Origin of the sequence: Marinoscillum luteum, assembly GCF_044005705.1 — a bacterium.
Taxonomy (GTDB): domain Bacteria; phylum Bacteroidota; class Bacteroidia; order Cytophagales; family Cyclobacteriaceae; genus Marinoscillum; species Marinoscillum luteum.
Map to the genome: position 1 here is coordinate 965759 of NZ_JBIPKE010000020.1, position 23196 is coordinate 988954.

A 23196-nucleotide genomic window follows, 5' to 3' on the forward strand; every position below is an offset into this window, starting at 1 on the left:
ATTCAGTCTTTATAAACCACACCTTCTTTCATCACAAAGTTGACCTTACCCATGTTGTCAATATCGTCTAGAGGGTTGCCATCCACAGCCACAATGTCTGCATAAAGACCGACACGAATACTCCCCAACTGGTCTGAAACGCCTAAAATAGAGGCATTCACCGAAGTAGCGCATTTAATCGCCTCCATGGCAGGCATTCCGCCTTCCACCATGTAGATAAATTCTTTATAGTTTTCCCCATGCGGAAAAACTCCGGCATCCGTACCGAATCCTATGGGCACACCCATTTTATAGGCTCGGGTAAATGTTTCGCTGATCTGTGGGCCAATGACAGCAGCCTTTTTTGCCACCATGTCGGGATAATAACCTGCCACCCGGGAGAGCTCAGCCACAGACATCCCAGCAGTAATGGTAGGGATATAATAGGCATTTTTTTCCTTCATGAGCTTCATGGTCGCTTCAGACATATAAGTTCCATGCTCTATCGTTTTCACTCCCGCCCTGACAGCTCGCTGCATGCCCTCGTCACCATGGGCATGAGCCGCCACCTGAAAACCCAGATCATTGGCAGTCTTCACGATCACTTCTATTTCACCTTCACTAAAATGCGGGCCACTTCCATCTTTGGCTACCGAAAGCACCCCCCCTGTTGCCGTAATTTTAATCAGGTCGGCACCATCCTTATACCTCTGACGCACTGCTTTCATGGCATCTGCAGCACCATTCACCACGCCTTCTCGCGGACCGGGATCACCCATCAAATCATTTCTGTATCCATTGGTAGGGTCTGCATGCCCTCCGGTAATAGCCAGGGACTTCCCTGCAGTAAAAATCCTGGGGCCCACTATCACTCCTTTATTAATCGCATTTCGCAAAGAAATATTCACACCCATTCCTCCTAAATCCCGCACCGTTGTGAATCCGGCCATTAAGGTCACCTCGGCAAAGGCCGCTGCCTCAAAAGCTACATCCGCTTCATTCATCGTAAATTTTTTGAGGTATCCATCAGTACTGGTCTCATGCTCCAAATGCACATGCATATCTATGAGTCCCGGCATCACCGTCATGTTTTTCAAATCAATCACCACATCACCAGCCTCAGGAGCCTGATACCCATTCACTACTGCGACGATCTTTTTATCCTCCACAATGATCGTCTTCTGCGTCTGTATCTTGTCTCCCACTCCATCAATTAATCTCCCCGCATAAATGAGCTTTTGCTGTGCCGAAACTACCCCACAGAAGGTGATGAGAATAAATGCAAATAGACTTTTCATTGTTGATGTTTGTTTTTCTCTTTAAAATACAACTAATTTCTGATACAGATTCATAACTAGAGACAATGAAAACCTGGACCATCAACAGTGACATGGGTGAAAACATAGGGAATGACCATCTTCTGATGCCTTTCCTCAATGAGTGCTGCATAGCCTGCGGGGGGCATGTAGGGGATGAAAGTTCCATGCAAAAGACGGTGGATCTGGCATTAAAACATGGCGTTTCTATAGGAGCTCATCCGTCATTTCCTGATCAGGCCAATTTTGGCCGGATCCCGATGCGAATGGAGAAAAATGCGTTATCTGACACACTGCGTACACAGATCGATGCCCTGAGAAAAATCTATCCGGATATCGAACACATCAAACCTCACGGGGCACTGTATAACATGGCAGCGGTAGATCCTGAAATCGCCTGGACCGTTCTTGAAGTCATTAAAGATTACCCGGGCACCTTGCTGATGGCCCCATGGAAGTCCACCATCGCTCAAATGGCCGAAGAACAAGGGATCAAAGTACGCTTTGAGGGCTATGGAGACAGAAGATATCACAGCAACATGGCCCTGGTTTCGCGAAAAAACCCTGCCGGTGTGATCTCTAAGGCCAATGACGCTGTGGAACAGGTGAAATCCATCTCCGACAGAGGCATCTTCATCTCTATAGAGGGAGATGAAATAGAATTTGTGGCCGAAACCTTCTGTGTACATGGTGATAACCCTGATGCCCTGAAAATCCTGCAAGCCCTCCATCACCTGAAAGTGTCATGAATCCAAAAGTAGTTTTCCGTACGCTTGGTCCGGAAACGTTATTGATGGAGTGGCCAGAGGTGATCAATAAGGAGACGCTCACCTCGGTTACTGACTATTTCAAAGCCATTTCAAATGAGCTGGCAGAACAAATCATCACCTGCTATCCAGCCTATTGCAGTATCGCCATCCATTTTGATTCAGATCGGATTTCGGCAGCCAAACTTCAGGAAAGTATCCGCAAGCTGGATCTGAAGGAAGGGCAAAAATCAGAAAGACCATGCTGGGAACTGCCCGTGTGTTATGCTGAAGCTTATGGCGTTGATCTTCCGAGAATGGCTGAGGTCAAAAAAATCGATCCTGAAGAAATCATCCTCCTCCATACCCAAACGAGCTATTCTGTACACTTCTTTGGGTTTCTCCCAGGGTTCATGTACCTGGGTGGCCTGCCCACAGCATTACATCACCCTCGAAAACAAACCCCCACACGTAAAATTCAGCAAGGTTCCGTGGCCATTGGCGGAAGCCAGACTGGCATCTATCCCTCCTCATCACCAGGAGGATGGCACGTCATTGGCAATTGCCCCGTCCCAATGTTTGACCCCTCCAAAAACCCTCCATGCTTTATTCGCATGGGAGACGAAGTGAAATTCAACGCAGTGGAGGTGGATGAATATCTGTCCATCAAAGAGCTAATAGCACAAGGCAAATACAACCCTAAAACCACCTCGCTCGATGGGTGAAATAATCGTCAAAAAAACCGGTTTACACACCTCCATCCAAGACCTTGGGCGAGGGCACTGGAGGCACTTTGGTGTGCCGCTGAGCGGAGCCATGGATCAAAGAAGTGCACAACTGGCCAATCTCCTGACCAATAACGAAGAGGATACTCCGGTAATCGAAATCACCATGATGGGACCTCAACTCCAATTTACGGAATCAGCCATCATCGTCCTCACCGGAGCAAACCTGAGCCCAAATTTGGACGGAAGTGCGATCGGAATGAATCAAAGTGTACAGGTGAAGGGCGGTCAAACGCTCTCCTTTGGCAAGCCTATACAAGGCATCCGCACCTATCTTTCCATCAAAGGCGGGTTCGATTGTCCAAAAGTGCTGGGGAGCTATTCACAGTACCCCATGGTCACTCCATCCGGAAGCCTCCAGCAAGGGGATAGATTGGCGTACAAGTCACAGGTACAATCAGGTAGAAATCATGCCCTCATCCATACAGATCCACAGCACTTTACGAACAAAATACTGAAAGCATCTCCGGGCCCGGAATTTGACCTACTGGAGAAGTCCACCCGACAGATGCTCCTTACCAGTAGTTTCCTTATCCAGCGGAATGATAGAATGGGCTATCAACTCAAACATCCCGACATGCCTCCTCATCAGATGGAGATCGTCACAGCTCCGGTTATCCCGGGCACAGTACAGTTCACCCCCTCTGGACAACTTATCGTTCTTATGAGAGATGCCCAGGTGACAGGTGGGTACCCTCGGGTTCTCCAACTTACCAACGAAAGCATTGATCAACTGGCACAGAAAACCAATGGTCAATCAATTCTATTTCAGCTAGCTTGAGTTATTTCCCCATGCTTGATGAAGAACTGACTGGATAGGTAAATATACCGACAGCCCTCAATCCTACATGTACCTACATGCTTCGCTATTTCCTGAAAATCGCTAGAAATTCACAAATTAAATTTCACAATCGGACATATTTCGGAATAAAAACCAGCCACACATCACTTTCACAAAACATCATTAGGTCTCTTGATTTGTGTTAAAAGTTTTTTATACATTTGACTGGCTACCAGTAAGATTACCGACTAAAAAGTCAACTCAAACAACTTCCCGCTGTTGAAAAATTTTGAGAACCACACAAAAGACAATATTACTATGCAACACTAATTAAACCGTTAAATTCAACCTAATTCAAACGTAAGTTCAAAACCTAATTCAAAACACACATGAGAAAACAATTACTTGCAATGACCCTAATGGGGGCATCATTGCTAACCTATGCCCAAAGTGAGCGTAAGCCTGCAAAAGATTTCAAATCTCCTCAATTGATTTCTGTGCAGGAAGTTCCTAATCAAAACGCAAAAACTCTACTACGAGAAAAACTTCAGTTACAGAGTGCTGATGACATGCAGCTCATGAAATCTGAAATGGATCAGATTGGAATAAAGCATGAGAAGTATCAGCACTATTATGAGGGTGTCAAAGTATTCGGATCAGAATACACCGTACACTCCAAATCAGGCAAGATTTCACATCTTTCGGGGAAACTTGCCAAAGTGGAAAATGTAGACGTGAAGCCTACTCTTTCTGAGCAAGCTGCGTTGGACAAAGCTTCTTCTAAGATTACGGCTGAAAAATTCATTTGGGATGAAGACTTCTCAAAGAAGCCAAAAGCTGAGTTGGTCATACTTGATGCTGCCACGACGGGCAAAGACGAAGCCCGCCTGACGTACAAGTTTGAAATCATCTCACTCAGGCCCTACCAGCGGTATGATGTCTTTGTGGATGCCAAAAGCGGAGAAACGCTCATGATGTACAGCAAAATCCACTTTGCGGATGCTGTGGGTTCCGCAGCGACCCGTTACAGTGGCACACAAACCATCCATACCGATAGCTACTCCGGTAGCTACAGACTAAGGGACTATTCACGTGGAAATGGCGTGGTGACCTGGGATGCTACCACTGCTACTGGCGTGAATAACTCAACCGGGGTTCCTATTGGGTCTTCGGATTACACGGATAACAACAATAGCTGGACTGCCGCAGAGTTTGACAATGCCGATAAGGATGATGCCGGACTCGAAGCTCATTTCGGTGCTGCAGCCACTTATGACTTCTTTAGCACCACTTTTGGCCGAAATAGCTACAATGGCTCAGGCGCTACCATCAATAGCCATGTGAATACAGACATTGAAGATGTATATGGCTACCCTTCAGGCTACAACGACAATGCCTTCTGGAATGGCAACGTCATGGTGTATGGAAAAGGTAACTCACTGGATCCCCTGACCACTGTGGACATCACCGGCCACGAAATTGGTCATGCTTTCATGGAGTACACTGCCGGCATGATCTATCAGAAAGAATCAGGTGCCATGAACGAGTCCTTTAGTGACATCTGGGGTACCTGTGTGGAAAACTACACCAACGTAAACTACGGCACCAACAAGGACCTATGGAACCTGGGTACAGAGATTGGACAAACTTTCCGATCCATGTCCAACCCTAACGCCCATAGCCAGCCTGATACTTATGGTGGTACTTACTGGGTAAGCGTAACCAGCTGTAGCCCAAACAGCAGCAATGACTACTGTGGTGTACACACCAACAGTGGAGTGGGTAATCACTGGTTCTACATCCTGACAGTGGGGAAATCCGGCACCAATGACATTGGAAGTAACTATAGTGTCACAGGTATAGGCATTGACAAAGCAGCAGCAATCTCATGGAGATCACAGTCTGTTTACCTGGGTGCTAATTCCACCTATGCAGACTGGAGAACTTTTGCCATCCAATCAGCTAAGGACCTCTATGGAGCGGATTCTCCGGAAGAAATAGCCGTCACCAATGCCTGGTATGCAGTGGGTGTGGGCGCTGCCTACTCAGCCCCTGTAGGATGTGTAGCTTCACCTTTATCCCTGTCTATCACATTTGATAACTATCCAGAGGAAACTAGCTGGACAGTGAAGAATAGCGGGGGAACTACAGTAGCTTCCGGTGGAACCTATGGGTCACAACCTGATGGATCTACCCTCAACCTGGACATCAACCTGACCGCAGGTGATTACACTTTCACCATCAATGATAGCTATGGAGACGGTATCTGCTGCTCATACGGAAGTGGGTCTTACACCCTTTCAAGTGGATCTACCACCATCAAGACCGGCGGAAGTTTCTCTTCGTCTGAGAGTACTAACTTCTGTATCTCATCAGGGGCTGATACACAGGCGCCTACAGAACCTACCGGCCTGGCGGCATCCAATGTCACTCAAACTACGCTGACTCTGACATGGACTGCCTCAACTGATAACGTAGGTGTGACAGGGTACAACGTATTCCAGGGCTCCACAAACATTGGTACGGTAACAGGAACATCCGCAAACATCACTGGTTTGTCTTCGGGCACAAGCTACTCGTTTCATGTGACTGCAGTGGATGCGGCAGCCAATGAGTCTGCTTCCAGCAATACGGTGAATGTAACCACTCAGTCTCCGGACACCACAGCTCCATCTGTACCAACAGGTCTGGCAGCATCGGGAGTGAGCCAGACTTCACTTACGCTATCCTGGAGTGCTTCCAGTGACAATGTAGGGGTAACAGGCTACGACGTATACAGAGACGGCAGTCTCTATACTTCAGTATCTGGCACCAGCACCAGCGTCACAGGACTTACGGCTAGTACTACCTATGCATTTCGAGTACGCGCGAAAGATGCCGCAGGTAACAACTCGGCACAGAGTACTGCACTGAATGTAACCACAGCAGCCAACAACGTGACGTACTGCACTGCCAGGGGAAACAACACCAACTACGAGTGGATTGACCTGATTCAACTTGGATCTATTAATAACTCCTCGGCAGCCAATGGTGGCTATGGCAACTTCACCTCACAGTCTACCACGCTTGTACTCAACTCCAGCAACACGATTTACTTCAGTGCCGGATTTGCCAGCTCTACTTACAGTGAAAACTGGAGAGTATGGATAGACTACAATCAAGACGGTGATTTCTCAGACAGTGGCGAGCAGGTGGTCACCGGTACTTCCTCCAATGGAAATACCTACTCGGCCAGCTTTACAGTACCTGGAGGAGCCGCTCTTGGTTCTACCAGAATGCGTGTAGCCATGGTGTGGAACGCCACGCCTGCAAGCTGTGGAACCTTCTCTTACGGTGAAGTAGAAGACTACACAGTCAACATCTCTGCCACCAGTATCAATGGCATTGCTGCGGCCAGCAGCCCGTCATTTGCAGAGTCTCTGGATCATGAGCTTTCGGAAGCTTCATTCGGAGTGTATCCTAACCCGGTAGGAGCTGTACTCAATTTCAATACAGGAGATTTCAAAGTCATTTCAGGCTTGAGAATTATTGACCTGGGAGGAAAAGAAATGAGGAGACTTTCCGGAAACGCGAATGCACTCAACGTATCCGACCTACACCCTGGCCTTTATATCCTGGAAGTGGAGTCTGAAAGAGGTAAGTTTCAGACCAAATTCCTCAAGCGATAGTAAATAAAACGGTTTAATGAATGGGAAACGGGTCTTATCAGCGCAAGCTGGTAAGACCCGTTTTTTTATCCATACTATCTTATACCCAGGTCAATCGCCCATGGCAATGGTGAGTCGATCGAGCACATAGCCTTCCTTCACCACTACCATCGAGTTTACCGGCACTGGTTCCCACCCGGGATCATCACTCAAAGGCTCAGAACTGATGATCACCGCTTTTTCGTGTTCTCCCGGACTGATCATGTGGCAAACTCCGTCTTCACAGGCATATCGCTTACCCACATTCAGATAAAGCGAATCGGCATTTTCTGGTATATCCGTAGTGAACCTGACTGCAACAGATATACTACCATCGGTCAGTACCATGTTCATATAACTGGGCTCATCCACTCCCATTTCTTGCCCTAGTTCTACCACTTTGCGAATGGCAGCCATGAGGGAAGAACTCATCTGATCATGTGGAGGCAGGGTATCTCGCTTTTTCAGTTCATCCTGCACCAGACAAAAAAAGTGCTCCGAGTCAGTAGACCCTTTTAATTCCTCAAAAGCCTCATCCGAAAGCAATTGAACAATCTTCCGTCGGATTTTGTGAAATCCACCAATATCTCCATTGTGCATAAAGGCATACTGCTGGTAGCTAAATGGGTGACAGTTATTTTCCGAAACCTGAAGCCCCTGGGTAGCAGCCCGTACATGAGCCATGATACAGGTAGACTCTGTGATGCGAGCCAGTTGGATAAGGTTACGGTTGTTCCAAGCTGGAGTAACGGACTTAAAGAAAGCCGGACTATTCGAAATAGAGTGATTGTACCAGGCCAGACCAAAGCCATCGCCATTAAGTGGTTCGTCACGTTCCAGGGCATTAAAGCTCTGATTGATCAGGGAATGCGTGGGTTCGGTGATGAGGGAGCCAATCCTGATTGGCTTACCCTGATAGAAAGTAAAGCGGCACATGGCCTTGGGTATTTTTTCAGTTGTCGAGATAAAAGATAGGAAATTATCCCACCATTCTCACGACTATGTACTGCTTTTTATAGGCCTTGATTATTCGGGCACCGGGTAAACCATCCGCTTATTCACTACAAACCTCATTTCGTCGCTTGTAGGATTCACCCCGGGTAGTTCTACTCCTGCCTGCGCAGACCAGTGAAGACTGCTATGCCTACCCATATAGGTGGCTGGGGCAGACTCCGGCAAACTCACCTCCGTGTTCCAGGTCTTCTCCTCACCCGCAGAAATCTGAATATTCTCTGCCACAAGCTTCTCCTCGCTATATATCGTAGTACTATGCGCAGAACTTTCGACGGCTTTCACCCTCAGGTAAATTTTTTCAAAAATGAGGGTTTCATCCACAGGCTTCACGGTGACGCTGACCTGAAGTGACTCGCCATGACTCAACACCTCCTGGTCATAGGCAAGATCCACCTTGGCCGCACCGCCCGTCACAAAATTCTTAAGGTCTTTCAGTATGCTCATTTCACAGATCGTTCATTGTATAATTCATGCTCTTAGACACCAGCAACTCCACCCATCCGCTGTCCGGGTCATTTCCTGGCATATCCAGTCCGGCTTGAAACTCCCATTTAAAAAAGACACTCTTACCATGATAGGTGGCCTTTGCATCCTCAGGGAGTTCAAACTCCGCCAGCCACTTATCCTCGGTCCCCTTCTTTAGTTCAAGATCGGTCGCTAGTACCATCTCTTTCTGAAAATGATCCTCATACCGGGTTTCATCCCGGGTCGATGTTCGGGAGTTTCCATCTCCATCTGTTTCGGTATAGGTCACAGTCTTGATATAAGTTTCCCTCGCACGGATATTCAAGTAGACTTTTTTGATCTTACAGTCGTCTTTGGCAATGGCCGTCACAAACAGCCGGATCGGGGCACTTCCATTCACCATCGGACTCTCAAACACCACACTGACACTTGCCGCCCCTCCGGTGATATAATTTTTGATTTTAGAAAATAAGCCCATATCCAATCATTTTTGGGTGTTAAAACTGTTGAAAAAAAGATAAAAGATCATCCGTGTAAGAGGGTATTTCAGGAAGAATGATCAGAGACAATCACCCATTCGCCATCAATTTGCCTGAAAAGTAACGTAAAATGCCCACTGGCATTCCCGACACTTCTCTCCAGCGACCACTGTCCAATGACAAACCAATAATCGGTATTCAGCGGGTAAATTTCCAGGATATCAAGGCCAGTTGGCCCATGGCAGCCCGATCAGGATAATTTCTTTGATAGCGCTCCAAAGTAGTCTGCCAACCATATGTAAGCCCATCCTTACCCACAAAAACCAGCTGATCGGATTTCCAATATCCTTCCATAAAACATGGAATATTTCCGGCATTCCAGCAATCCACCTGAGCAGAGAGGACCGCTCGTATTTCGTTTTCCGTCTGTGCCAATACCAGTGAGGGAATCATTAAAAAAACCAGTGCACAAGTCTTCATAGGGCATTCCTTTAACACCAAAATAACGATTTAGCATCAAATCAGCCCTCCATCGCACCGATCATTCTTAAGTATTCCAAATATCAGGAATACATGAATTCAAACGCACTGTGGTAGAGATTGCGTTGCTGAAGATCCTGGATGAGCTGATCGAAAAAATCGTTTGAGCTGAGGGTGGCAGAATCTCCGACCATCACCAGCAAATGGCGGGCCCGTGTCATCGCCACATTCATCCTACGTTCGTTGGAGAGAAAACCGATAATCCCCTCAGCATTACTTCTGGTGAGTGAGATCATCATGATGTCCCGCTCCTGCCCCTGAAAGGCATCTACGGAGTTGATTGTGATATTTTTGAGTACTTCACCAGGCAACCCCAGGTCTGGCAAATTTGCCTTGAGAAGCTCCGACTGAGCCTTGTAGGGGGCTATCACCCCAATCTTCAGTTGATGGGCGTCCGCCTCTGGAAGTTCCTTCAAAATCCTGTCCAGCTGCGCCAGCACAAAACGGCCTTCTTCCACATTGTAGGTAGACAAAGTCTCCGGGTTCAACTTTTCATCAAAGCCACATCCCGCGGTATCAATGAAAAGAACGGACTTTTCAAAGAGCTGTCTTCTTTGAGAGATAATATCCCCGCTTTTGAGTTTTCCCTGATAAAAATACTGATTGGAAAAACGCATGATATCATCGTGCATCCTGTACTGTGTCTCCAGCATCACATCAGCGTCCCATTTGGCGATATTCCTGCCAAAGACGGTTTCTGACAACCCTTCTTTGGCTGCTTCCAGTGATTTCACGGTAGGCGGCAGCTGCCAATGATCGCCAGCCATCACCACCCTGCCACACTTCATGATTGGAATCCAGCTCGCCGGCTCCAGTGCCTGGGAAGCTTCATCCACAAAAAGTGTCTTGAAAGTTCTGTTCTGCAAGTAACTGCTATTAGCCCCCACCAGGGTACAAGCGATCACCTCCGCTTTATTGAGCTCGTCGTGGATCATGTGATCTTCCAACATACGGGCATCTTCCTTCAGTGTCCTTGCTTCGTTCAGTAGCAGGGTACGTTGCTGTCTTTCCTCTCTTCCAAAATGGCGTTTGTGTTTTTTACCAAGAGCACGGTATTCCTCCGCCTTTTTCCTTAGATCCTTGAGGAGCTTAGCATCTGCATGCTCAGCCAATCTGGCGTCTATCGTGGATGACACCACCTCTTCGGTTACCCGGGCAGGGTGACCTATACGGAGCACACGCACCCCTTGTTGTGTGAGCTTTTCGGCCAGTAAGTCCACCGCAGCATTGCTGGCTGCCGTCACCATTACCTGTTTTTCTTCTGCCACCGTGTCTTTGATGGCCTCCACCAGGGTGGTGGTTTTGCCAGTACCGGGGGGTCCATGAACCAGCGCTAAATCCCGAGCGGATTTAATCAGGTTCAGTGCTTCATTCTGGCTATCGTTCAGGTTGGGGTGTCTGATGCCAAAAGACTGGTGAAACCCCGGCTGTGTATGTCCGAGTAGCACACTAATCAACTCCTGTATCCGACCCTCACGTACATCGGCCAGTTTGCGCATGGTGCGCTCCATTTCGTCATAGGTGCTTTCATCGAAGAGTAAATCCACCCCCAGTCGGCCCTCATCAATCCAGTCCGGCGGATCATCAAAGTTGAGAACCACTGTCATGTATTTTTCTGACACCTTACTGATAATACCCGAAGCACTTAAATTTTTCTTTTGGTCATTGAGGAAAATACTGACCGAGGAGCCCGCCTGAAAAAAATGTCGCTTGTCATGATCGGTGGTGCGCTCCATCTTCAGCACCCACTTCTCACCGGTACCCAGAAAGGAGCTATCAACTACCACCGGATACCAGGTTACCCCCTCTTTTTTCCGGTCTTCCAGCGAACGATTTCTTATTTTACTTTCATACTGCTTCCGGTCTTCTACCCTCTCCTTTTTCAACAAAAGCAAGAGCCGAAGAAAATGCTCAGAATGAACCATGCTATTTTTTCAGATACTGCTGAATGGTGGATTTGAGGGATGCCTTGTCTGCAGATATTTCAGGATCACTGTAGATTTTGAGCATGAGCTCCAGAAGGACGTCTTCGTTGTAGCCTAGTTTACTGGCTAGTTTTGCACAAAAGCGAATCTCTTCTTTGTACAATCGCCCATCTATCTTCATGAGCTGGACAATATTGTAGATGTATTCGTATTTTTCGTCATCGGTCAGGTTTTCCAGATTTTCGATGAGCGAGGAGTCTTCAAAGCATGCACTGATGTCACTGGAAGACATCCCATTGGCTTCTCCGATCTGAGCGATGAGGTCGATTTCGTCTTGCACAACCACTCCATCCACCTTGGCCAGCTGTACCAGGAGATTTAAATGTGTGCGGATCATATTCGTTGAACTAGGCGCGATAATTTCTTTTGTTTAGCGGTACTAACAAAATAATTTTTAAACTTAGGTTAAAATCAAAAGACCTACAAGCCTTTTGCTCAGTCTGATAATCAAGCAGCCATGAATTTTCTTGCACATATTTACTTATCCGGGAATCAGGAGCGTGTCATGATTGGCAATTTCATAGGCGACTTTGTAAAAGGAAAAGCTTGGGAAGAGTTTGATTCAGCGATCCAAAGGGGGATTTTGCTCCATCGGGAAATCGACCGGTACACCGATGACCATGAAGTTGTGATCAAAACCAAGGAGCGATTGCGCCCCAAATACCATCATTATGCCCCTGTAATATCTGATGTGTTTTATGATCACTTTTTGGCCAGTCTCTGGGAAAACTACCATCCGACACCTCTTTTGGATTTTACCCGGTCCTTTTATGAGGTGACCACTCACTATCGGGATGTGATCCCTGAGCGTGCCCAAAAGATGTTGTTTTACATGGAACGTGACAACTGGCTATATAATTATCAATTTGTAGAAGGGATCAACCGTGCTTTGACAGGAATGAGTCAGCGAACGCCGTTTCGCTCCAAAATGGAGCAGGCTGCTGTGGATTTAAAGACCGATTATGAGAGCTACCAACTCGAATTTGAGGCTTTCTTTCCCGATCTTGTCCGGCACTCAGAATTATTTTTAGAGACTTTATGAAAAACATCTTACTGGTAGGCCTTGGCGGATTTGCAGGGAGTATTTGCAGGTATCTGGTTACCATATACTCCCTCAGGGTTTTGGCCCCAAGCCTCCCATATGGCACCCTTATTGTGAATCTGGTAGGCAGTGCGCTCATCGGACTATTGGCTGGGGCACTCCTAAAAATGAACAATCAGTTTTACCAATTGCTGCTGATTACGGGTTTTTGCGGTGGGTTTACCACTTTTTCCTCTTTCTCCATAGAGGGGCTCGGGCTTCTGAAAGAAGCTCAATATTATCAGTACGTCACCTATGTGACGGTAAGTGTTTTTGGAGGATTGGCCCTTTGCCTTCTGGGAGTGTGGATCGCACAAAAACTCCTTGCATGAAACAATATGCTCCCTGACTAACGTTAACTAAAAAAATTTAGGATGGTTAACTACTATACGGTTTTGGGAGTAACTGAGGCTGCTTCGAGCTCCGAAATCAGGGCTGCTTTTAAGCGGCTGGCCCTTCAGTATCATCCTGATAAAAACGATGGCAGTGCAGAAATGGAGGAGCGGTTCAAAGAAATCAACCACGCTTATCAGGTACTCTCCAACCCCTATCAAAAAGCACGATACGACATCCAATGGCAGTTTGGGCAACCTGACGAGCTATATTACACACCACCTCCGCCTCCACCCAGTCCTGCCTACAGAAGAGCCTATAAAGAACCTGAGGTCAACTGGCGGGAGAATTGGGTCGCCACGGCCTATGCTTTTGGGTTTACGCTGGTAGTAGCCACCCTGGTAATGACCGCTATTTTTATCAAAAGAACTTATGATGAAAAGAAAATGGAGGAGTTGCTGACCCAACGTCGGGGCATTTTTCAAGTGGCCCAAAACAAGTATAAGCTCGGAGAAATAGAGAGTGCTATCTCCACGATCAACACCCTGGGCGTCTTCATGGATGGTGAAGACGACATGGAAGCATATAAAACCAGTCTGATGGAAAGCTTCGTTTTTGAAGCTGAACACAACTATAATCAAGGGGTGTACGAAGAGGCCATTTACTACTTTGAACTCATCGAAAACTATGCTCCCAGAAACCCATTACCGCTTCAGGAACACCTGGCCCTGGCATACAGAGAAGTGAACAGGCCTTATAAGTCCTTGAAAAAACTCAAGGAACTGCTTATTTTCAATTACCGGAAAATGGAAACCTACCTGTTAATGGCTCAGATTTATAGAGACGACATTCACGATATAACAGAAGCAAAACGCTACTTCGAAGTGGCCAGCGACCTGGCCATAGAAAAATACAAGTCTATTTATGGAAATGCCTACCCACTGGTGCTCAGTGGTGCATCCTTACCTGAGGAACACTACTACCTCTACACCGGCTTGGCCAGCGCTTATCTGGAAACTGGCGAGCTGGAGAAAGCTATCAAATCCACTAAATGGAACATCAGCGTCTGGCCGGATAGTGTAGAGAACTACCTCATCGCTGCTCAAAGTTTTGAAGTACTTGGAGATGATGCTGAAGCCTGCGAGTCTATCAAGAAGGCCAGGGAACATGGTTACACAGGCACCCTCAACTCCCCATGCCTATGACTACTGGATATTCAGGAACCCCACTCTTCAAAAAACTAGGTATCCGGCAAGGTGATCGGTGCTATCTACATCAGGTACCAGATGATTATTTTGATTTGCTTTTCGGTCTCCCGGATGCCGAATTTGAGGATGGAAAAGTGGATGGGGAGTATGACTTTATCCACGCCTTTGTATCGTACCAATCAGAACTTAAATCCATTTGGTCCCCCTTGAAGGCAGCGTTGAAAAAAGATGGTATGTTTTGGATATCATGGCCCAAAGGATCCTCCAAACTACCAAAAGACATTAATGAAAACGACATACGTGCACATGGACTCCAAAATGGCCTGGTGGATGTGAAAGTATGCGCAGTTGACAAGGATTGGTCCGGACTGAAATTTATGTACCGGCGAAAAGATCGTTGAGATGATCATCATCTCCGACCAACCGGGTTTCACAGCGCTGGCCCCGTAATAGTGGGAAATCTTCAGCCATCACGAAGTTTGATTGCTCCTTCTGCATCTTATTGTTGGCTTCCGCCTTGAGTTTTCGGCGCTTAATCACCTCGATAAAACGCCTGATCTCATCCATGCTCTCCAGCCTAAGCGGAGGCACCTTCACCAGACTGCCATCATCATCTTTGGCCACCATGGTGAAGTAGCTCGTATTCGTGTGCTTTATGGCATGGTTCTTTACGTTTTCAGCTGTCACCTGTATGCCCACCACCAGTGAGGTATTCCCCACATGGTTGACCGATGCTCTTAGATGAACCAGCTCCCCAACATCCACGGGCTGTAAAAACTCTACTTCATCAACAGAAACTGTGACACAGTACGCTCCGGCATGCTTGCTGGCGCAGGCATAAGCTACTTTATCCATCAGTGATAAAAGTATACCTCCGTGTATCTTGCCACCAAAGTTGGCATAACTGGGAATCATCAGTTCGGTGAGCGTGGTTTGCGAAAATTTAACGGGAATTGGTTCCATCATACTTTTAGGTTAGCCTACTATGTCTCCACTGTCCTGCCTGCACTTCTTTATCCTATTGTTCAAAATCAGTTTCCAAAAAGGACTTTTTGTGAAAATCAATTTCAGATTCACGAGAAAATTATTGAGCTCCGATTCCTTCTGAGTGGGGCTCCCGGGTATTCCAGGTGGTTGCAGCACGTATTCAAACCCCATTTTTCTGGTAGCCTGCATGGCACATGGATTACCATAAAGGAGTCCTTCTGATGAGCTTTTGTAAATGTATTCTATCTTCTGACGCTTAGGTCGTGTACTCGCACGGTTGGCTTCTTTCCCAAAATGAATGTTTTCAGTAGGCATGTCCTTACTAAAACCGTCCTTCTGAGACTGTGCATTGACTATATTAGCACTGAAAACAGCGAGCAAAAAAATGATCAAAATCCTGATCAAGGCCATAGGCGCAACATGTTAATTCTTCGGCGAGAGATAGATTCTTAAAGATAATGATCTTAAATATCTTTGCCCGCTAATTTAAATAAGTGCAAATCTGATTCTGTCATTTCCATGAAGCAAATCATAAGCTTTCTTTTAAGAAAAATACCCAGAAAATACCTTCAGCTGGTTAGTCATCATGGATTGCGTGTGCTGGCACTTTTTTATAGTGGAAACAATGTAGAGTGTACAGTATGTCACTCCACCTTCAGGAAGTTTTTGCCCTATGGCAGAAAATCAAGAGAAAATGCGCTCTGTCCCAAATGTCTGGCGCTGGAGCGGCACAGGCTCATTTGGCTCTACCTGGAAAGAAAAACAGATTTCTTTACCCGAAAAAATAAAATGCTGCACATAGCACCAGAACTGTGCTTTATGGACCGATTTGAAAGCCTGCCAAACCTGGACTACATCACCGGAGACATAGAATCACCGTTAGCCAAGGTGAAAATGGATATCCATGACATCCCCTTTGAGGAAAATACCTTTGACGTGATCTTCTGCAACCACGTGCTCGAGCATGTGGAGGATGATATCCTGGCCATGAAAGAAATGCGCAGGGTTCTGAAGCCGGGAGGATGGGCCATCCTGCAGGTTCCGTTTTTCTATCCTTTGAAAAAAGAAACCTACGAGGATAAGAGTATCACGTCTCCGGTAGAAAGGGAAAAGGCCTTTGGACAGGACGACCATGTCCGTATGTTTGGTGAAGATTATGGCACCCGTCTGGCCAGTGCCGGGTTTAAAGTGACTGAAGACAAACTCGTCATGGAGCTTTCAGAAGATGAGGTATCAAGATTTGCACTACCCCGACAGGAAATTATTTTCAGGGTAGAAAAGTAAAACAGGGGTCAGTATAAGTCTATATACCTGGTATTGGGATCAATCCCCATTAGTTTTCTTATGCCTTCATAAACAAGCCCTGTGGCATAGCCAGTCATCTGAAGCAGAGTCATCACAGGGGTAAGTGCAGCCACGGTCAGTGATTTGTTGACCATAAGTGACTCGCTAAAGACGATACTGAGATAAAACAAATAGCCAATGAGTCCGGTAAAGCCCAAAGAATCGAAGAAAAAAACGGGCAAACAGAATGACACTAACAACCCCAGAGTGAAAGCCAGTGGAAATAGGTGTACCAGTCCCACCTGACCCGCATGGAATCTGGACAAGTTGATCCTGGCTCGTCCAAAGTACATGAGCTGCTTGAAAAATTTCGTTGGTGAGGTTCTCCTTTTGTGAAAGACATAAGCCTCGGGGATCAATACAGATTGAAAACCTTCCTTCAGCAGACGTGTGCTGAATTCCATGTCCTCACCCATAAATGGAATAATGTAGCCTTTGGTTTTCTCATACACCTCCCTGCTAAATCCCATATTAAAACTCCTGGGGTGGTATTTACCAATATGAGAAGCTCCCCCTCTGATGCCACCAGTGGTAAAAAATGAAGTCATGGTCTGATTGATGGCCTTCTGCACTACTGTAAAAGATGGATGTGCTGCATCCGGCCCACCAAAGGCATCCACGGTATGTGAACTCAGATAACGATCCACTACCTGAAAATAGTCAGACGGGATCAGGCAGTCAGAATCGAATACAATGAAGTAATCACCCTTTGCCCTGGCAAAACCATAGTTTCTGGCAAACCCTTGCCCTTCATTTTCCTTGATGAAATAAGCGATGGATAGTTTCGATTGGTATTCAGCAATCACTGAATCAGACTTTAAGGTAGACCCATCTTCCACAATGATCACCTCGAAATCTCTGAACGTCTGATTTACAAGCGTGGATAGCAGCTCCTTCACTTCGCTCGGCCGATTGTAAACCGGCACAATCACCGAATACTTAGGCATCACCTGTCCTTTCTGTGATCAGATAGTCGCCCTTTTTATGATTGACCTGAATGATCATTTCCGCTAAAAATCCAGCCAAAAACAGCTGTGTGCCGATAACCAAAGCCACCAACGCAAGAAAAAACAGCGGCTGATCCACCACGTCACGCACGTCCAGGTGATGGTAGATTCTGTACATCTTATCCCCAATCACATAGGCCGTGACTCCTAATCCGAAAAGAAAAGAGAGGGTGCCCAATGCCCCAAAAAAGTGCATGGGGTTTTTTCTGAACCTGCTCACAAACGTGACGGAAATCAAATCCAGAAACCCGTGAACGAAGCGCTCCAAGCCAAACTTGGTCTGCCCGTATTTTCGCTCACGGTGATGTACTTCCTTTTCGCCAATTCTGTAAAAACCATTCCATTTAGCAATCAGTGGAATGTAGCGATGCATTTCGCCATATACCTCTATATTCTTCACCACATCTCGGTGATAGGCCTTCAACCCGCAGTTAAAGTCATGCAGTTTGATCCCAGAAACCATCCGGGTGATGGCATTGAAAAACTTCGAGGGAATGGTCTTTCCGATGGGATCGTGTCGCTTCTTCTTCCAGCCCGAAACCAGCTGAAAATTGTCTTCCGTGATCATTTTCACCAAAGCCGGAATCTCGTCAGGGCTGTCCTGCAAATCTGCATCCATGGTAATCACCACCTCACCCATAGCTGCTTCAAATCCGGTTTGAAGGGCCGCAGATTTGCCATAGTTCCGATTAAACTTGATGCCTTTGGCCCGTGGGTCTTTTTTGTTCAGTTCACAAATGACTTGCCACGATGTATCACCGCTGCCATCATCCACAAAGAGCACCTCCGTATCGTAGTTCTCTTTATCCACAACTCCACATATCCACTCAAACAACTCCGGGAGTGACTCCTCTTCGTTGTATACCGGTATTACTATCGAAAGCGCTATTCTTCTATCTGACACAGATTATTCGAATTCGGGTCTTGATTTTTTTGTGATGGCAGAGATGATCAATGAAATAAGAAAGCCCACAAAAACACCTCCAATCAAACCAAAGATTAGTAGTCCGGTGGGGCCTGTGAAATTCTCAGAAATCTTCATAGCCTGCTCTATTTGAGCATCACTCATACCTTCCTCTTCCATAGCAATAACCTGTGCCTGCCTGATGTTTTCAATAAATTGAGGGTTTATAAACGACACATAGATGTAAGTGAATATGCTGGATATCACGGCTGAAACCAAGGACATCAGAGTCCCTAGCCCGAGTCCTTCGCCATAGTTCATGTATCCGTCGCCTTCTTTGATAAACTCCTTCTGAGCAAAATACATGATGACCGCAGTAAAGAGAATGCCTATCCAGGAAACAGACTGATTACCAGAGAGGCCTGCAAAATCAATGACCAAAAAGAAAATGACACCAACGAGTCCGCTGATAAGGCCATATTTGATTGCTACACTCTTTACGGAAATATTTTTCGTTTCTTCCATGGGTACTTCATTTAGGTTGTTTCCTTAAAATTATGGATATAACCGGGGTAATGAAGAATCCGGCCAATATTTTTTTGAGTGCCGAACTCTGTACCAAATCCCACATGGTGACATCCCGTATTTCATCCATTTGCTCCTGCAATCCGGCTTCACCAAACTGCTCCCTGTACATCTCAGCGCGTTCGTTGAGAAAATGAGTCGCGGCTTCCTGATAATTCCTTACAGCATCCTCCGAAAACTGAAAGTATATCATCAAAGCCCCAACGAAAAGAATTGTTGCCACGGTGTAAACAATAAAGCCCATGGTCATACCCTGCCAAAAATGAAACACACCCTGACCATGGTAGGTCTTGTATTCCTTTTCCGCAAAAAATATAAACAGACCAAAGAGGATCAAATCAAACAACAAGTGACTCAGATCGATCAGTGGATTGGAGTTGAAAAGAAAAGAAAAGTGATAGATGATCGTGATAAATACCCCACATATCAGTGCGTATTTGATGGAAATCTTCAGCATAGTTTATTTATTCTGAAAAAATGTACCCTGATTATACACGCCGAAACATTTACCGGTCAGTTGCTGACCGTATTTGGGAGCGTTATTGGATCTGGATGGATTATGTTTAGCGGAGAATTCCCAAACCTGATAAGGGTCAAAAACAGCGAGCTTTGCCGTGCTTCCTTCTTCCACTTTCACCTCAGGAAGTCCCAATATTGCCCTGGGGCCTGAGGTCAGCCTTTGCACCGCTATTTCCAGTGGCAGCTCATCCTGCAAGGCCAGCAAGTCCGAATACACTGTTGGCAAAGACATCAGACCCGGACTGGCCAGGTCAAACTCTAATTCTTTACTTTCAGGATCCTGAGGCTGATGAGACGAAATAATCGCATCAATAATGCCTTCTTTCAGGCCTTTTATGAGTGCTTTGCGATCCCTTTCACTTCTAAAGGGTGGATCCGACTTCAAATTGGAATCATAATCGATCAAATCCTCTTCCGTATATAATAGCTGATGAACAGCCACATCTGCCGTCACCTGAAGCCCTTTTTTCTTGGCTGCTTTGATCAGTTCCACACCTCTGGCCGTACTCAGATGACTGAAATGCAATCTTCCTCCTGCGTACTTTAAAATGTCAAGATCCCGCTTAATAGCAATCTCTTCCGAAATACCAGGCTCTCCCTTCAGCCCCAAAGAGGTACTCATAACACCCTCATGCATATGGGTAAATTGAGAAAGGTGAACATCCTTTGGCCTGTTAATGATGAGTCCATCAAACTTCTGGACGTATTGAAGAGCCTTTAGTAATAATTCCGTATTCCATATCGGGCTGAGACCGTCCGAAAAAGCTACAGCCCCGGCATCTTCCAAATCCAGTATCTCTGTGAGGTTTTCTCCCAGACATCCCTCGCTCACTGCAGCAATTACATGCAGCTCCACGCCGGCAGTAGATCTCCCTCGTATAAATCCCACATCACTTTTGCTATCAATCACCGGGTGGGTATTAGGTATCAGGCAAACATCCGAAAAGCCACCGAACAGTGCACTTTTAATACCGGAAGTCAAATTCTCCTTATGCTCTAATCCAGGTTCATTGAAATGTGCAAAAAAATCAAAAAAGGCAGGAGTAACTACTTTCCCTTCTAAATCGATTACCTTTTTACTTTCCAACCCCTTTCCTACCGCAGAGATGATACCATCTTCCACAAGTATATCCAATGTCTCTCCATGATATTTGGAGTGAACATCCATGATCCGAGCATTGGCAAGTAGTGTTTTCATTAGGTAAATCTTAGAAGTAAAGTTTCAGCCATCAAAAATATCAGCGCCAAAATTAATGCATATTTCCATAAGCCATTCTCCCCGCTTTCAGAAGTATTGCTCGTCAGGGCAGCTCCAGTATCCACCTGCTCCAGGCGTATATGGTCATAGCCCGCAATCATTCGCTCAAATTCATCCGTACCAATGGCTGCTATTTCGGATTCGCGTCGGTCAAAATTTAACGCAATGGATTTGAGTGTATCACTATCAGCAACAAGATGATAGATTCCGGGTTTTGAAATCACATCAGGAATCTCTAGCAATATTTCACCTTTGAAATACCGGTAACTCGGTATAAATACGTCTTCGGAGTTTCGTAACTCCAGGATATCTCCTGGTGCTATACCTTCCATTTTCAGTGGAATTAAACCACCCCCCAGTCGATAGGACATCGGGGCTACTCCCAAAGGCTGAGCCAAAAGATACATGACAGGCACAAAGATGGCATGCTTATGAAAGTTGGTTAAGGAGTCATCCAAAGGACTTGTAATTAAGTAAGTCATCTTCTCGCCTGACTTCACAAGAAAGGGGAAGCCCTCATTCGTTCCGAGTATTGTTTCTGTAAAACCCGTCACACCGTAGATGCTCTTTACATTAGGAAGGCCAGCTCGCTCATTCTTTTCACTAAACACACCATCAAAAAAAGGATGATCGAGTGACTTCTTGCTTAACGTTCCACTTTCAGTCCTTCGTTTCACGTCCAATCCAAATCCCAGCACCGAATGATACGACTCTGGCTCAGCAGCACCTGACGGAACCACTAGAATCTTACCGTCTATCTGATCCACCTGACTGACCAGCCAATCCGGAATCTGATCCAACCCATTCAATACCAGTAAATCAGCATTTACAACATCCTCAAAGGAAGCATTCTCGATTGAATTACTGACAAGACTAAAATAGTCACTGTTGGAAAAGACTTTCTCTAAGTATCTGCCAGCACTTTTGGCTGAAGATAATACGACGATCAGTGGCTTTTCCGCAGGTGAAATGGAAAAATAAAAATCATTATCAAAGACAACAGGATTATCCTGCACGCTAATTTTATAATTTCCATCCAGGGGTTCATTCACCCCAATATCAAGAGAAAGCATTTCAGTATCAAGGCCAGGTATAGTCGCTGTAAAGGCCGATAGCTGCTGCTCACCCTTTTCCACCTTAACAAGGACATTTTCCACCCTTTCAGCACCTGTGTTCCTGATTCCAAAATGCAAGGTATTCACCCCGGTCAAACCCATAGGCTTCTCCAAATACACCGAATCAACATAAAGATTTCGAGAATTTTCCGACTGCAATTGATGATAAACAATAGCCAGTGAAGTGTCACCCAATACTTTATCGATCGGTAGAGTGGTAGATCTCTGCAAATCTCCGTAGACATGTAAAAGGTCTACACCGTAATAGTCAGCCCTACCGACCACATCACTTAGGAATAATGATCCATCCGAAAACTTAACTTCTTGTATAATCTCATCAGACTCGCTTAATGAAAATTCCCTTTGTCCATCATTATCAAACACGCGAACAGAGGTCCCTTGCTCCCGCTCGTTCAAGAGTGTCTGGATGGAAGAATATGCCCCATAAAGCAGAGGTTCACCCTTAGCATCAGTCTGCTGCATACTATAGGAATTATCTAGATAGATCGCCACTGACCTCTCCCGATCAGATGCAAGCCCATCCCCTAGCATTGGCTTGCTGAAGGCCAGCACAATAAAACAAAGTACAAGAAGTCGTGAGAGGAGTATGAGAAGCTTTTTCAACGTGGACTTAGACTTTTGCTGCTGCTCAATGCTGGTCAGAAAAGACAAATTCGAAAAATATACCTTCTTAAGTCTCCTAAAGTTAAAGAGATGAATGATGATGGGTACCAGCAATAAAGCAAACGCCCAAAAAGCCTCGGGATTCAAAAAATACATCCAATATCTGCGCTCAAGTGTGAACTATTCTATCGTCAAATCTATGGCTTAATTTTCGATTTAAGGAACAGTTCTAAAGCTTTAACCCTGATCGAGGATCAATCCTGAAATCTGGGCAACATAAAATTATCTGATCCCTGAAACTGACCTCTCCTAGGGGCTTCTCATAATTAGGCATAAAAAAACCCTTACCAAGTAAATGAGAAGGGTTAATAAAAGACTGGCAACGACTTACTCTCCCACCTGTTACGGCAGTACCATCAGCGCTGGTGGGCTTAACTTCTCTGTTCGGAATGGAA

General features: G+C 45.9%; 24 protein-coding genes and 1 rRNA gene. 9 read left to right on the top strand and 16 right to left on the bottom strand.

What is annotated here, in order from left to right; translation table 11 throughout:
• Positions 1 to 2: 2 nt before the first annotated feature.
• Positions 3 to 1277: a metal-dependent hydrolase family protein gene (locus tag ACHKAR_RS21680; RefSeq protein ID WP_395419580.1), complete on the bottom strand. Its 1275-nt coding sequence runs from the start codon at positions 1275 to 1277 to the stop codon at positions 3 to 5.
• Between the two features lie 65 nt (positions 1278 to 1342).
• Here ACHKAR_RS21680 and pxpA point away from each other — a divergent pair, with 65 nt between their 5' ends.
• From pxpA to ACHKAR_RS21700, 4 genes are all read left to right on the top strand, one after another.
• Positions 1343 to 2044 (top strand): 5-oxoprolinase subunit PxpA, encoded by a 702-nt coding sequence (gene pxpA, locus ACHKAR_RS21685; protein WP_395419581.1) that lies wholly within the window; start codon positions 1343 to 1345, stop codon positions 2042 to 2044.
• On the top strand, positions 2041 to 2766 hold the full coding sequence (gene pxpB / locus ACHKAR_RS21690; protein WP_395419583.1) for a 5-oxoprolinase subunit PxpB: 726 nt from the start codon (positions 2041 to 2043) through the stop codon (positions 2764 to 2766). The genes pxpA and pxpB overlap by 4 nt, the downstream gene beginning before the upstream one ends.
• A complete protein-coding gene (locus ACHKAR_RS21695) occupies positions 2759 to 3607 on the top strand; it encodes a 5-oxoprolinase subunit C family protein (protein ID WP_395419584.1) in 849 nt (282 codons plus the stop codon). Before pxpB ends, ACHKAR_RS21695 begins: the two co-directional genes overlap by 8 nt.
• A 389-nt stretch (positions 3608 to 3996) precedes the next feature.
• Positions 3997 to 7275 carry a M4 family metallopeptidase gene (locus tag ACHKAR_RS21700; protein WP_395419585.1) on the top strand — a complete coding sequence of 1093 codons (3279 nt, stop codon included), beginning with the start codon at positions 3997 to 3999 and terminating at the stop codon, positions 7273 to 7275.
• Positions 7276 to 7365: 90 nt separating this feature from the next.
• On the opposite strand, the gene ACHKAR_RS21705 is transcribed toward ACHKAR_RS21700, so the two are convergent.
• The 6 genes from ACHKAR_RS21705 to ACHKAR_RS21730 form a co-directional block, all read right to left on the bottom strand.
• Positions 7366 to 8229 carry a class II glutamine amidotransferase gene (locus ACHKAR_RS21705; RefSeq protein WP_395419586.1) on the bottom strand — a complete coding sequence of 288 codons (864 nt, stop codon included), beginning with the start codon at positions 8227 to 8229 and terminating at the stop codon, positions 7366 to 7368.
• 90 nt (positions 8230 to 8319) lie between these two features.
• The gene (locus tag ACHKAR_RS21710) at positions 8320 to 8751 is read right to left on the bottom strand and encodes a sporulation protein (protein ID WP_395419588.1); all 432 of its coding nucleotides are present in this window, start codon (positions 8749 to 8751) and stop codon (positions 8320 to 8322) included.
• 1 nt (position 8752) lies between these two features.
• Positions 8753 to 9250 (bottom strand): hypothetical protein, encoded by a 498-nt coding sequence (locus tag ACHKAR_RS21715; protein ID WP_395419590.1) that lies wholly within the window; start codon positions 9248 to 9250, stop codon positions 8753 to 8755.
• A gap of 199 nt (positions 9251 to 9449) precedes the next feature.
• Complete coding sequence (locus tag ACHKAR_RS21720; protein WP_395419591.1) at positions 9450 to 9731, bottom strand: hypothetical protein; 282 nt, start codon at positions 9729 to 9731, stop codon at positions 9450 to 9452.
• A gap of 83 nt (positions 9732 to 9814) precedes the next feature.
• Positions 9815 to 11716, bottom strand: a complete 1902-nt coding sequence (locus ACHKAR_RS21725) for an AAA domain-containing protein (RefSeq protein WP_395419593.1) — start codon at positions 11714 to 11716, stop codon at positions 9815 to 9817.
• 1 nt (position 11717) lies between these two features.
• Positions 11718 to 12113, bottom strand: coding sequence for a tellurite resistance TerB family protein (locus ACHKAR_RS21730; protein WP_159582234.1), 396 nt, complete (start codon positions 12111 to 12113; stop codon positions 11718 to 11720).
• Positions 12114 to 12233: 120 nt separating this feature from the next.
• Between ACHKAR_RS21730 and ACHKAR_RS21735 the strand changes: the two genes are divergently transcribed.
• Genes ACHKAR_RS21735 through ACHKAR_RS21750 form a run of 4 tightly spaced genes read left to right on the top strand, consistent with a single transcriptional unit; the run spans position 12234 to position 14799 of the window.
• A complete protein-coding gene (locus ACHKAR_RS21735; protein WP_395419594.1) occupies positions 12234 to 12818 on the top strand; it encodes an acyl carrier protein phosphodiesterase in 585 nt (194 codons plus the stop codon).
• Positions 12815 to 13189, top strand: a complete 375-nt coding sequence (gene crcB / locus ACHKAR_RS21740) for a fluoride efflux transporter CrcB (protein ID WP_395419595.1) — start codon at positions 12815 to 12817, stop codon at positions 13187 to 13189. The genes ACHKAR_RS21735 and crcB overlap by 4 nt, the downstream gene beginning before the upstream one ends.
• A gap of 42 nt (positions 13190 to 13231) precedes the next feature.
• Positions 13232 to 14395: a DnaJ domain-containing protein gene (locus ACHKAR_RS21745; protein ID WP_395419597.1), complete on the top strand. Its 1164-nt coding sequence runs from the start codon at positions 13232 to 13234 to the stop codon at positions 14393 to 14395.
• Positions 14392 to 14799, top strand: a complete 408-nt coding sequence (locus ACHKAR_RS21750; RefSeq protein ID WP_395419599.1) for a DUF3052 domain-containing protein — start codon at positions 14392 to 14394, stop codon at positions 14797 to 14799. Before ACHKAR_RS21745 ends, ACHKAR_RS21750 begins: the two co-directional genes overlap by 4 nt.
• Here the strand turns inward: ACHKAR_RS21750 and ACHKAR_RS21755 are convergent.
• Together ACHKAR_RS21755 and ACHKAR_RS21760 are read right to left on the bottom strand one after the other, a co-directional pair.
• Positions 14774 to 15361, bottom strand: coding sequence for an acyl-CoA thioesterase (locus tag ACHKAR_RS21755; RefSeq protein WP_159583768.1), 588 nt, complete (start codon positions 15359 to 15361; stop codon positions 14774 to 14776). The two genes, ACHKAR_RS21750 and ACHKAR_RS21755, sit on opposite strands and share 26 nt — an antisense overlap.
• A 12-nt stretch (positions 15362 to 15373) precedes the next feature.
• Entirely contained in the window at positions 15374 to 15796 is a 423-nt protein-coding gene (locus ACHKAR_RS21760) for a hypothetical protein (protein ID WP_395419600.1), read from the bottom strand.
• Positions 15797 to 15904: 108 nt separating this feature from the next.
• On the opposite strand from ACHKAR_RS21760, the gene ACHKAR_RS21765 reads away from it, so the two are divergent.
• The gene (locus ACHKAR_RS21765) at positions 15905 to 16669 is read left to right on the top strand and encodes a class I SAM-dependent methyltransferase (protein ID WP_395419602.1); all 765 of its coding nucleotides are present in this window, start codon (positions 15905 to 15907) and stop codon (positions 16667 to 16669) included.
• Between the two features lie 8 nt (positions 16670 to 16677).
• Here ACHKAR_RS21765 and ACHKAR_RS21770 read toward each other — a convergent pair whose 3' ends face one another.
• The 7 genes from ACHKAR_RS21770 to rrf form a co-directional block, all read right to left on the bottom strand.
• Positions 16678 to 17676, bottom strand: coding sequence for a glycosyltransferase (locus tag ACHKAR_RS21770; protein WP_395419603.1), 999 nt, complete (start codon positions 17674 to 17676; stop codon positions 16678 to 16680).
• Positions 17669 to 18640: a glycosyltransferase family 2 protein gene (locus tag ACHKAR_RS21775; RefSeq protein WP_395419605.1), complete on the bottom strand. Its 972-nt coding sequence runs from the start codon at positions 18638 to 18640 to the stop codon at positions 17669 to 17671. The genes ACHKAR_RS21770 and ACHKAR_RS21775 overlap by 8 nt, the downstream gene beginning before the upstream one ends.
• Before the next feature lie 3 nt (positions 18641 to 18643).
• A complete protein-coding gene (locus ACHKAR_RS21780; protein ID WP_159582243.1) occupies positions 18644 to 19165 on the bottom strand; it encodes a DUF4199 domain-containing protein in 522 nt (173 codons plus the stop codon).
• Between the two features lie 7 nt (positions 19166 to 19172).
• Positions 19173 to 19682, bottom strand: a complete 510-nt coding sequence (locus ACHKAR_RS21785) for a DUF4199 domain-containing protein (protein ID WP_395419606.1) — start codon at positions 19680 to 19682, stop codon at positions 19173 to 19175.
• Positions 19683 to 19685: 3 nt separating this feature from the next.
• Positions 19686 to 20942 carry a dihydroorotase gene (locus ACHKAR_RS21790; RefSeq protein ID WP_395419608.1) on the bottom strand — a complete coding sequence of 419 codons (1257 nt, stop codon included), beginning with the start codon at positions 20940 to 20942 and terminating at the stop codon, positions 19686 to 19688.
• The gene (locus tag ACHKAR_RS21795) at positions 20942 to 22897 is read right to left on the bottom strand and encodes a BatA domain-containing protein (RefSeq protein ID WP_395419610.1); all 1956 of its coding nucleotides are present in this window, start codon (positions 22895 to 22897) and stop codon (positions 20942 to 20944) included. The genes ACHKAR_RS21790 and ACHKAR_RS21795 overlap by 1 nt, the downstream gene beginning before the upstream one ends.
• A gap of 218 nt (positions 22898 to 23115) precedes the next feature.
• Positions 23116 to 23196: ribosomal RNA gene (gene rrf / locus ACHKAR_RS21805) — 5S ribosomal RNA — on the bottom strand; the annotation flags it as partial.

Coding starts and splice junctions, on each gene's coding strand:
- ACHKAR_RS21795 (WP_395419610.1), bottom strand. CDS start 22,897: ATGTATTTTTTGAATCCCGAGGCTTTTTGGGCGTTTGCTTTATTGCTG.
- crcB (WP_395419595.1), top strand. CDS start 12,815: ATGAAAAACATCTTACTGGTAGGCCTTGGCGGATTTGCAGGGAGTATT.
- ACHKAR_RS21765 (WP_395419602.1), top strand. CDS start 15,905: ATGAAGCAAATCATAAGCTTTCTTTTAAGAAAAATACCCAGAAAATAC.
- ACHKAR_RS21725 (WP_395419593.1), bottom strand. CDS start 11,716: ATGGTTCATTCTGAGCATTTTCTTCGGCTCTTGCTTTTGTTGAAAAAG.
- ACHKAR_RS21745 (WP_395419597.1), top strand. CDS start 13,232: ATGGTTAACTACTATACGGTTTTGGGAGTAACTGAGGCTGCTTCGAGC.
- ACHKAR_RS21715 (WP_395419590.1), bottom strand. CDS start 9,250: ATGGGCTTATTTTCTAAAATCAAAAATTATATCACCGGAGGGGCGGCA.
- pxpA (WP_395419581.1), top strand. CDS start 1,343: ATGAAAACCTGGACCATCAACAGTGACATGGGTGAAAACATAGGGAAT.
- ACHKAR_RS21750 (WP_395419599.1), top strand. CDS start 14,392: ATGACTACTGGATATTCAGGAACCCCACTCTTCAAAAAACTAGGTATC.
- ACHKAR_RS21720 (WP_395419591.1), bottom strand. CDS start 9,731: ATGAAGACTTGTGCACTGGTTTTTTTAATGATTCCCTCACTGGTATTG.
- ACHKAR_RS21770 (WP_395419603.1), bottom strand. CDS start 17,676: ATGCCTAAGTATTCGGTGATTGTGCCGGTTTACAATCGGCCGAGCGAA.
- ACHKAR_RS21695 (WP_395419584.1), top strand. CDS start 2,759: ATGGGTGAAATAATCGTCAAAAAAACCGGTTTACACACCTCCATCCAA.
- ACHKAR_RS21785 (WP_395419606.1), bottom strand. CDS start 19,682: ATGCTGAAGATTTCCATCAAATACGCACTGATATGTGGGGTATTTATC.
- ACHKAR_RS21710 (WP_395419588.1), bottom strand. CDS start 8,751: ATGAGCATACTGAAAGACCTTAAGAATTTTGTGACGGGCGGTGCGGCC.
- ACHKAR_RS21680 (WP_395419580.1), bottom strand. CDS start 1,277: ATGAAAAGTCTATTTGCATTTATTCTCATCACCTTCTGTGGGGTAGTT.
- ACHKAR_RS21700 (WP_395419585.1), top strand. CDS start 3,997: ATGAGAAAACAATTACTTGCAATGACCCTAATGGGGGCATCATTGCTA.
- ACHKAR_RS21705 (WP_395419586.1), bottom strand. CDS start 8,229: ATGTGCCGCTTTACTTTCTATCAGGGTAAGCCAATCAGGATTGGCTCC.
- ACHKAR_RS21760 (WP_395419600.1), bottom strand. CDS start 15,796: ATGGCCTTGATCAGGATTTTGATCATTTTTTTGCTCGCTGTTTTCAGT.
- ACHKAR_RS21790 (WP_395419608.1), bottom strand. CDS start 20,942: ATGAAAACACTACTTGCCAATGCTCGGATCATGGATGTTCACTCCAAA.
- ACHKAR_RS21735 (WP_395419594.1), top strand. CDS start 12,234: ATGAATTTTCTTGCACATATTTACTTATCCGGGAATCAGGAGCGTGTC.
- ACHKAR_RS21755 (WP_159583768.1), bottom strand. CDS start 15,361: ATGGAACCAATTCCCGTTAAATTTTCGCAAACCACGCTCACCGAACTG.
- ACHKAR_RS21730 (WP_159582234.1), bottom strand. CDS start 12,113: ATGATCCGCACACATTTAAATCTCCTGGTACAGCTGGCCAAGGTGGAT.
- ACHKAR_RS21780 (WP_159582243.1), bottom strand. CDS start 19,165: ATGGAAGAAACGAAAAATATTTCCGTAAAGAGTGTAGCAATCAAATAT.
- pxpB (WP_395419583.1), top strand. CDS start 2,041: ATGAATCCAAAAGTAGTTTTCCGTACGCTTGGTCCGGAAACGTTATTG.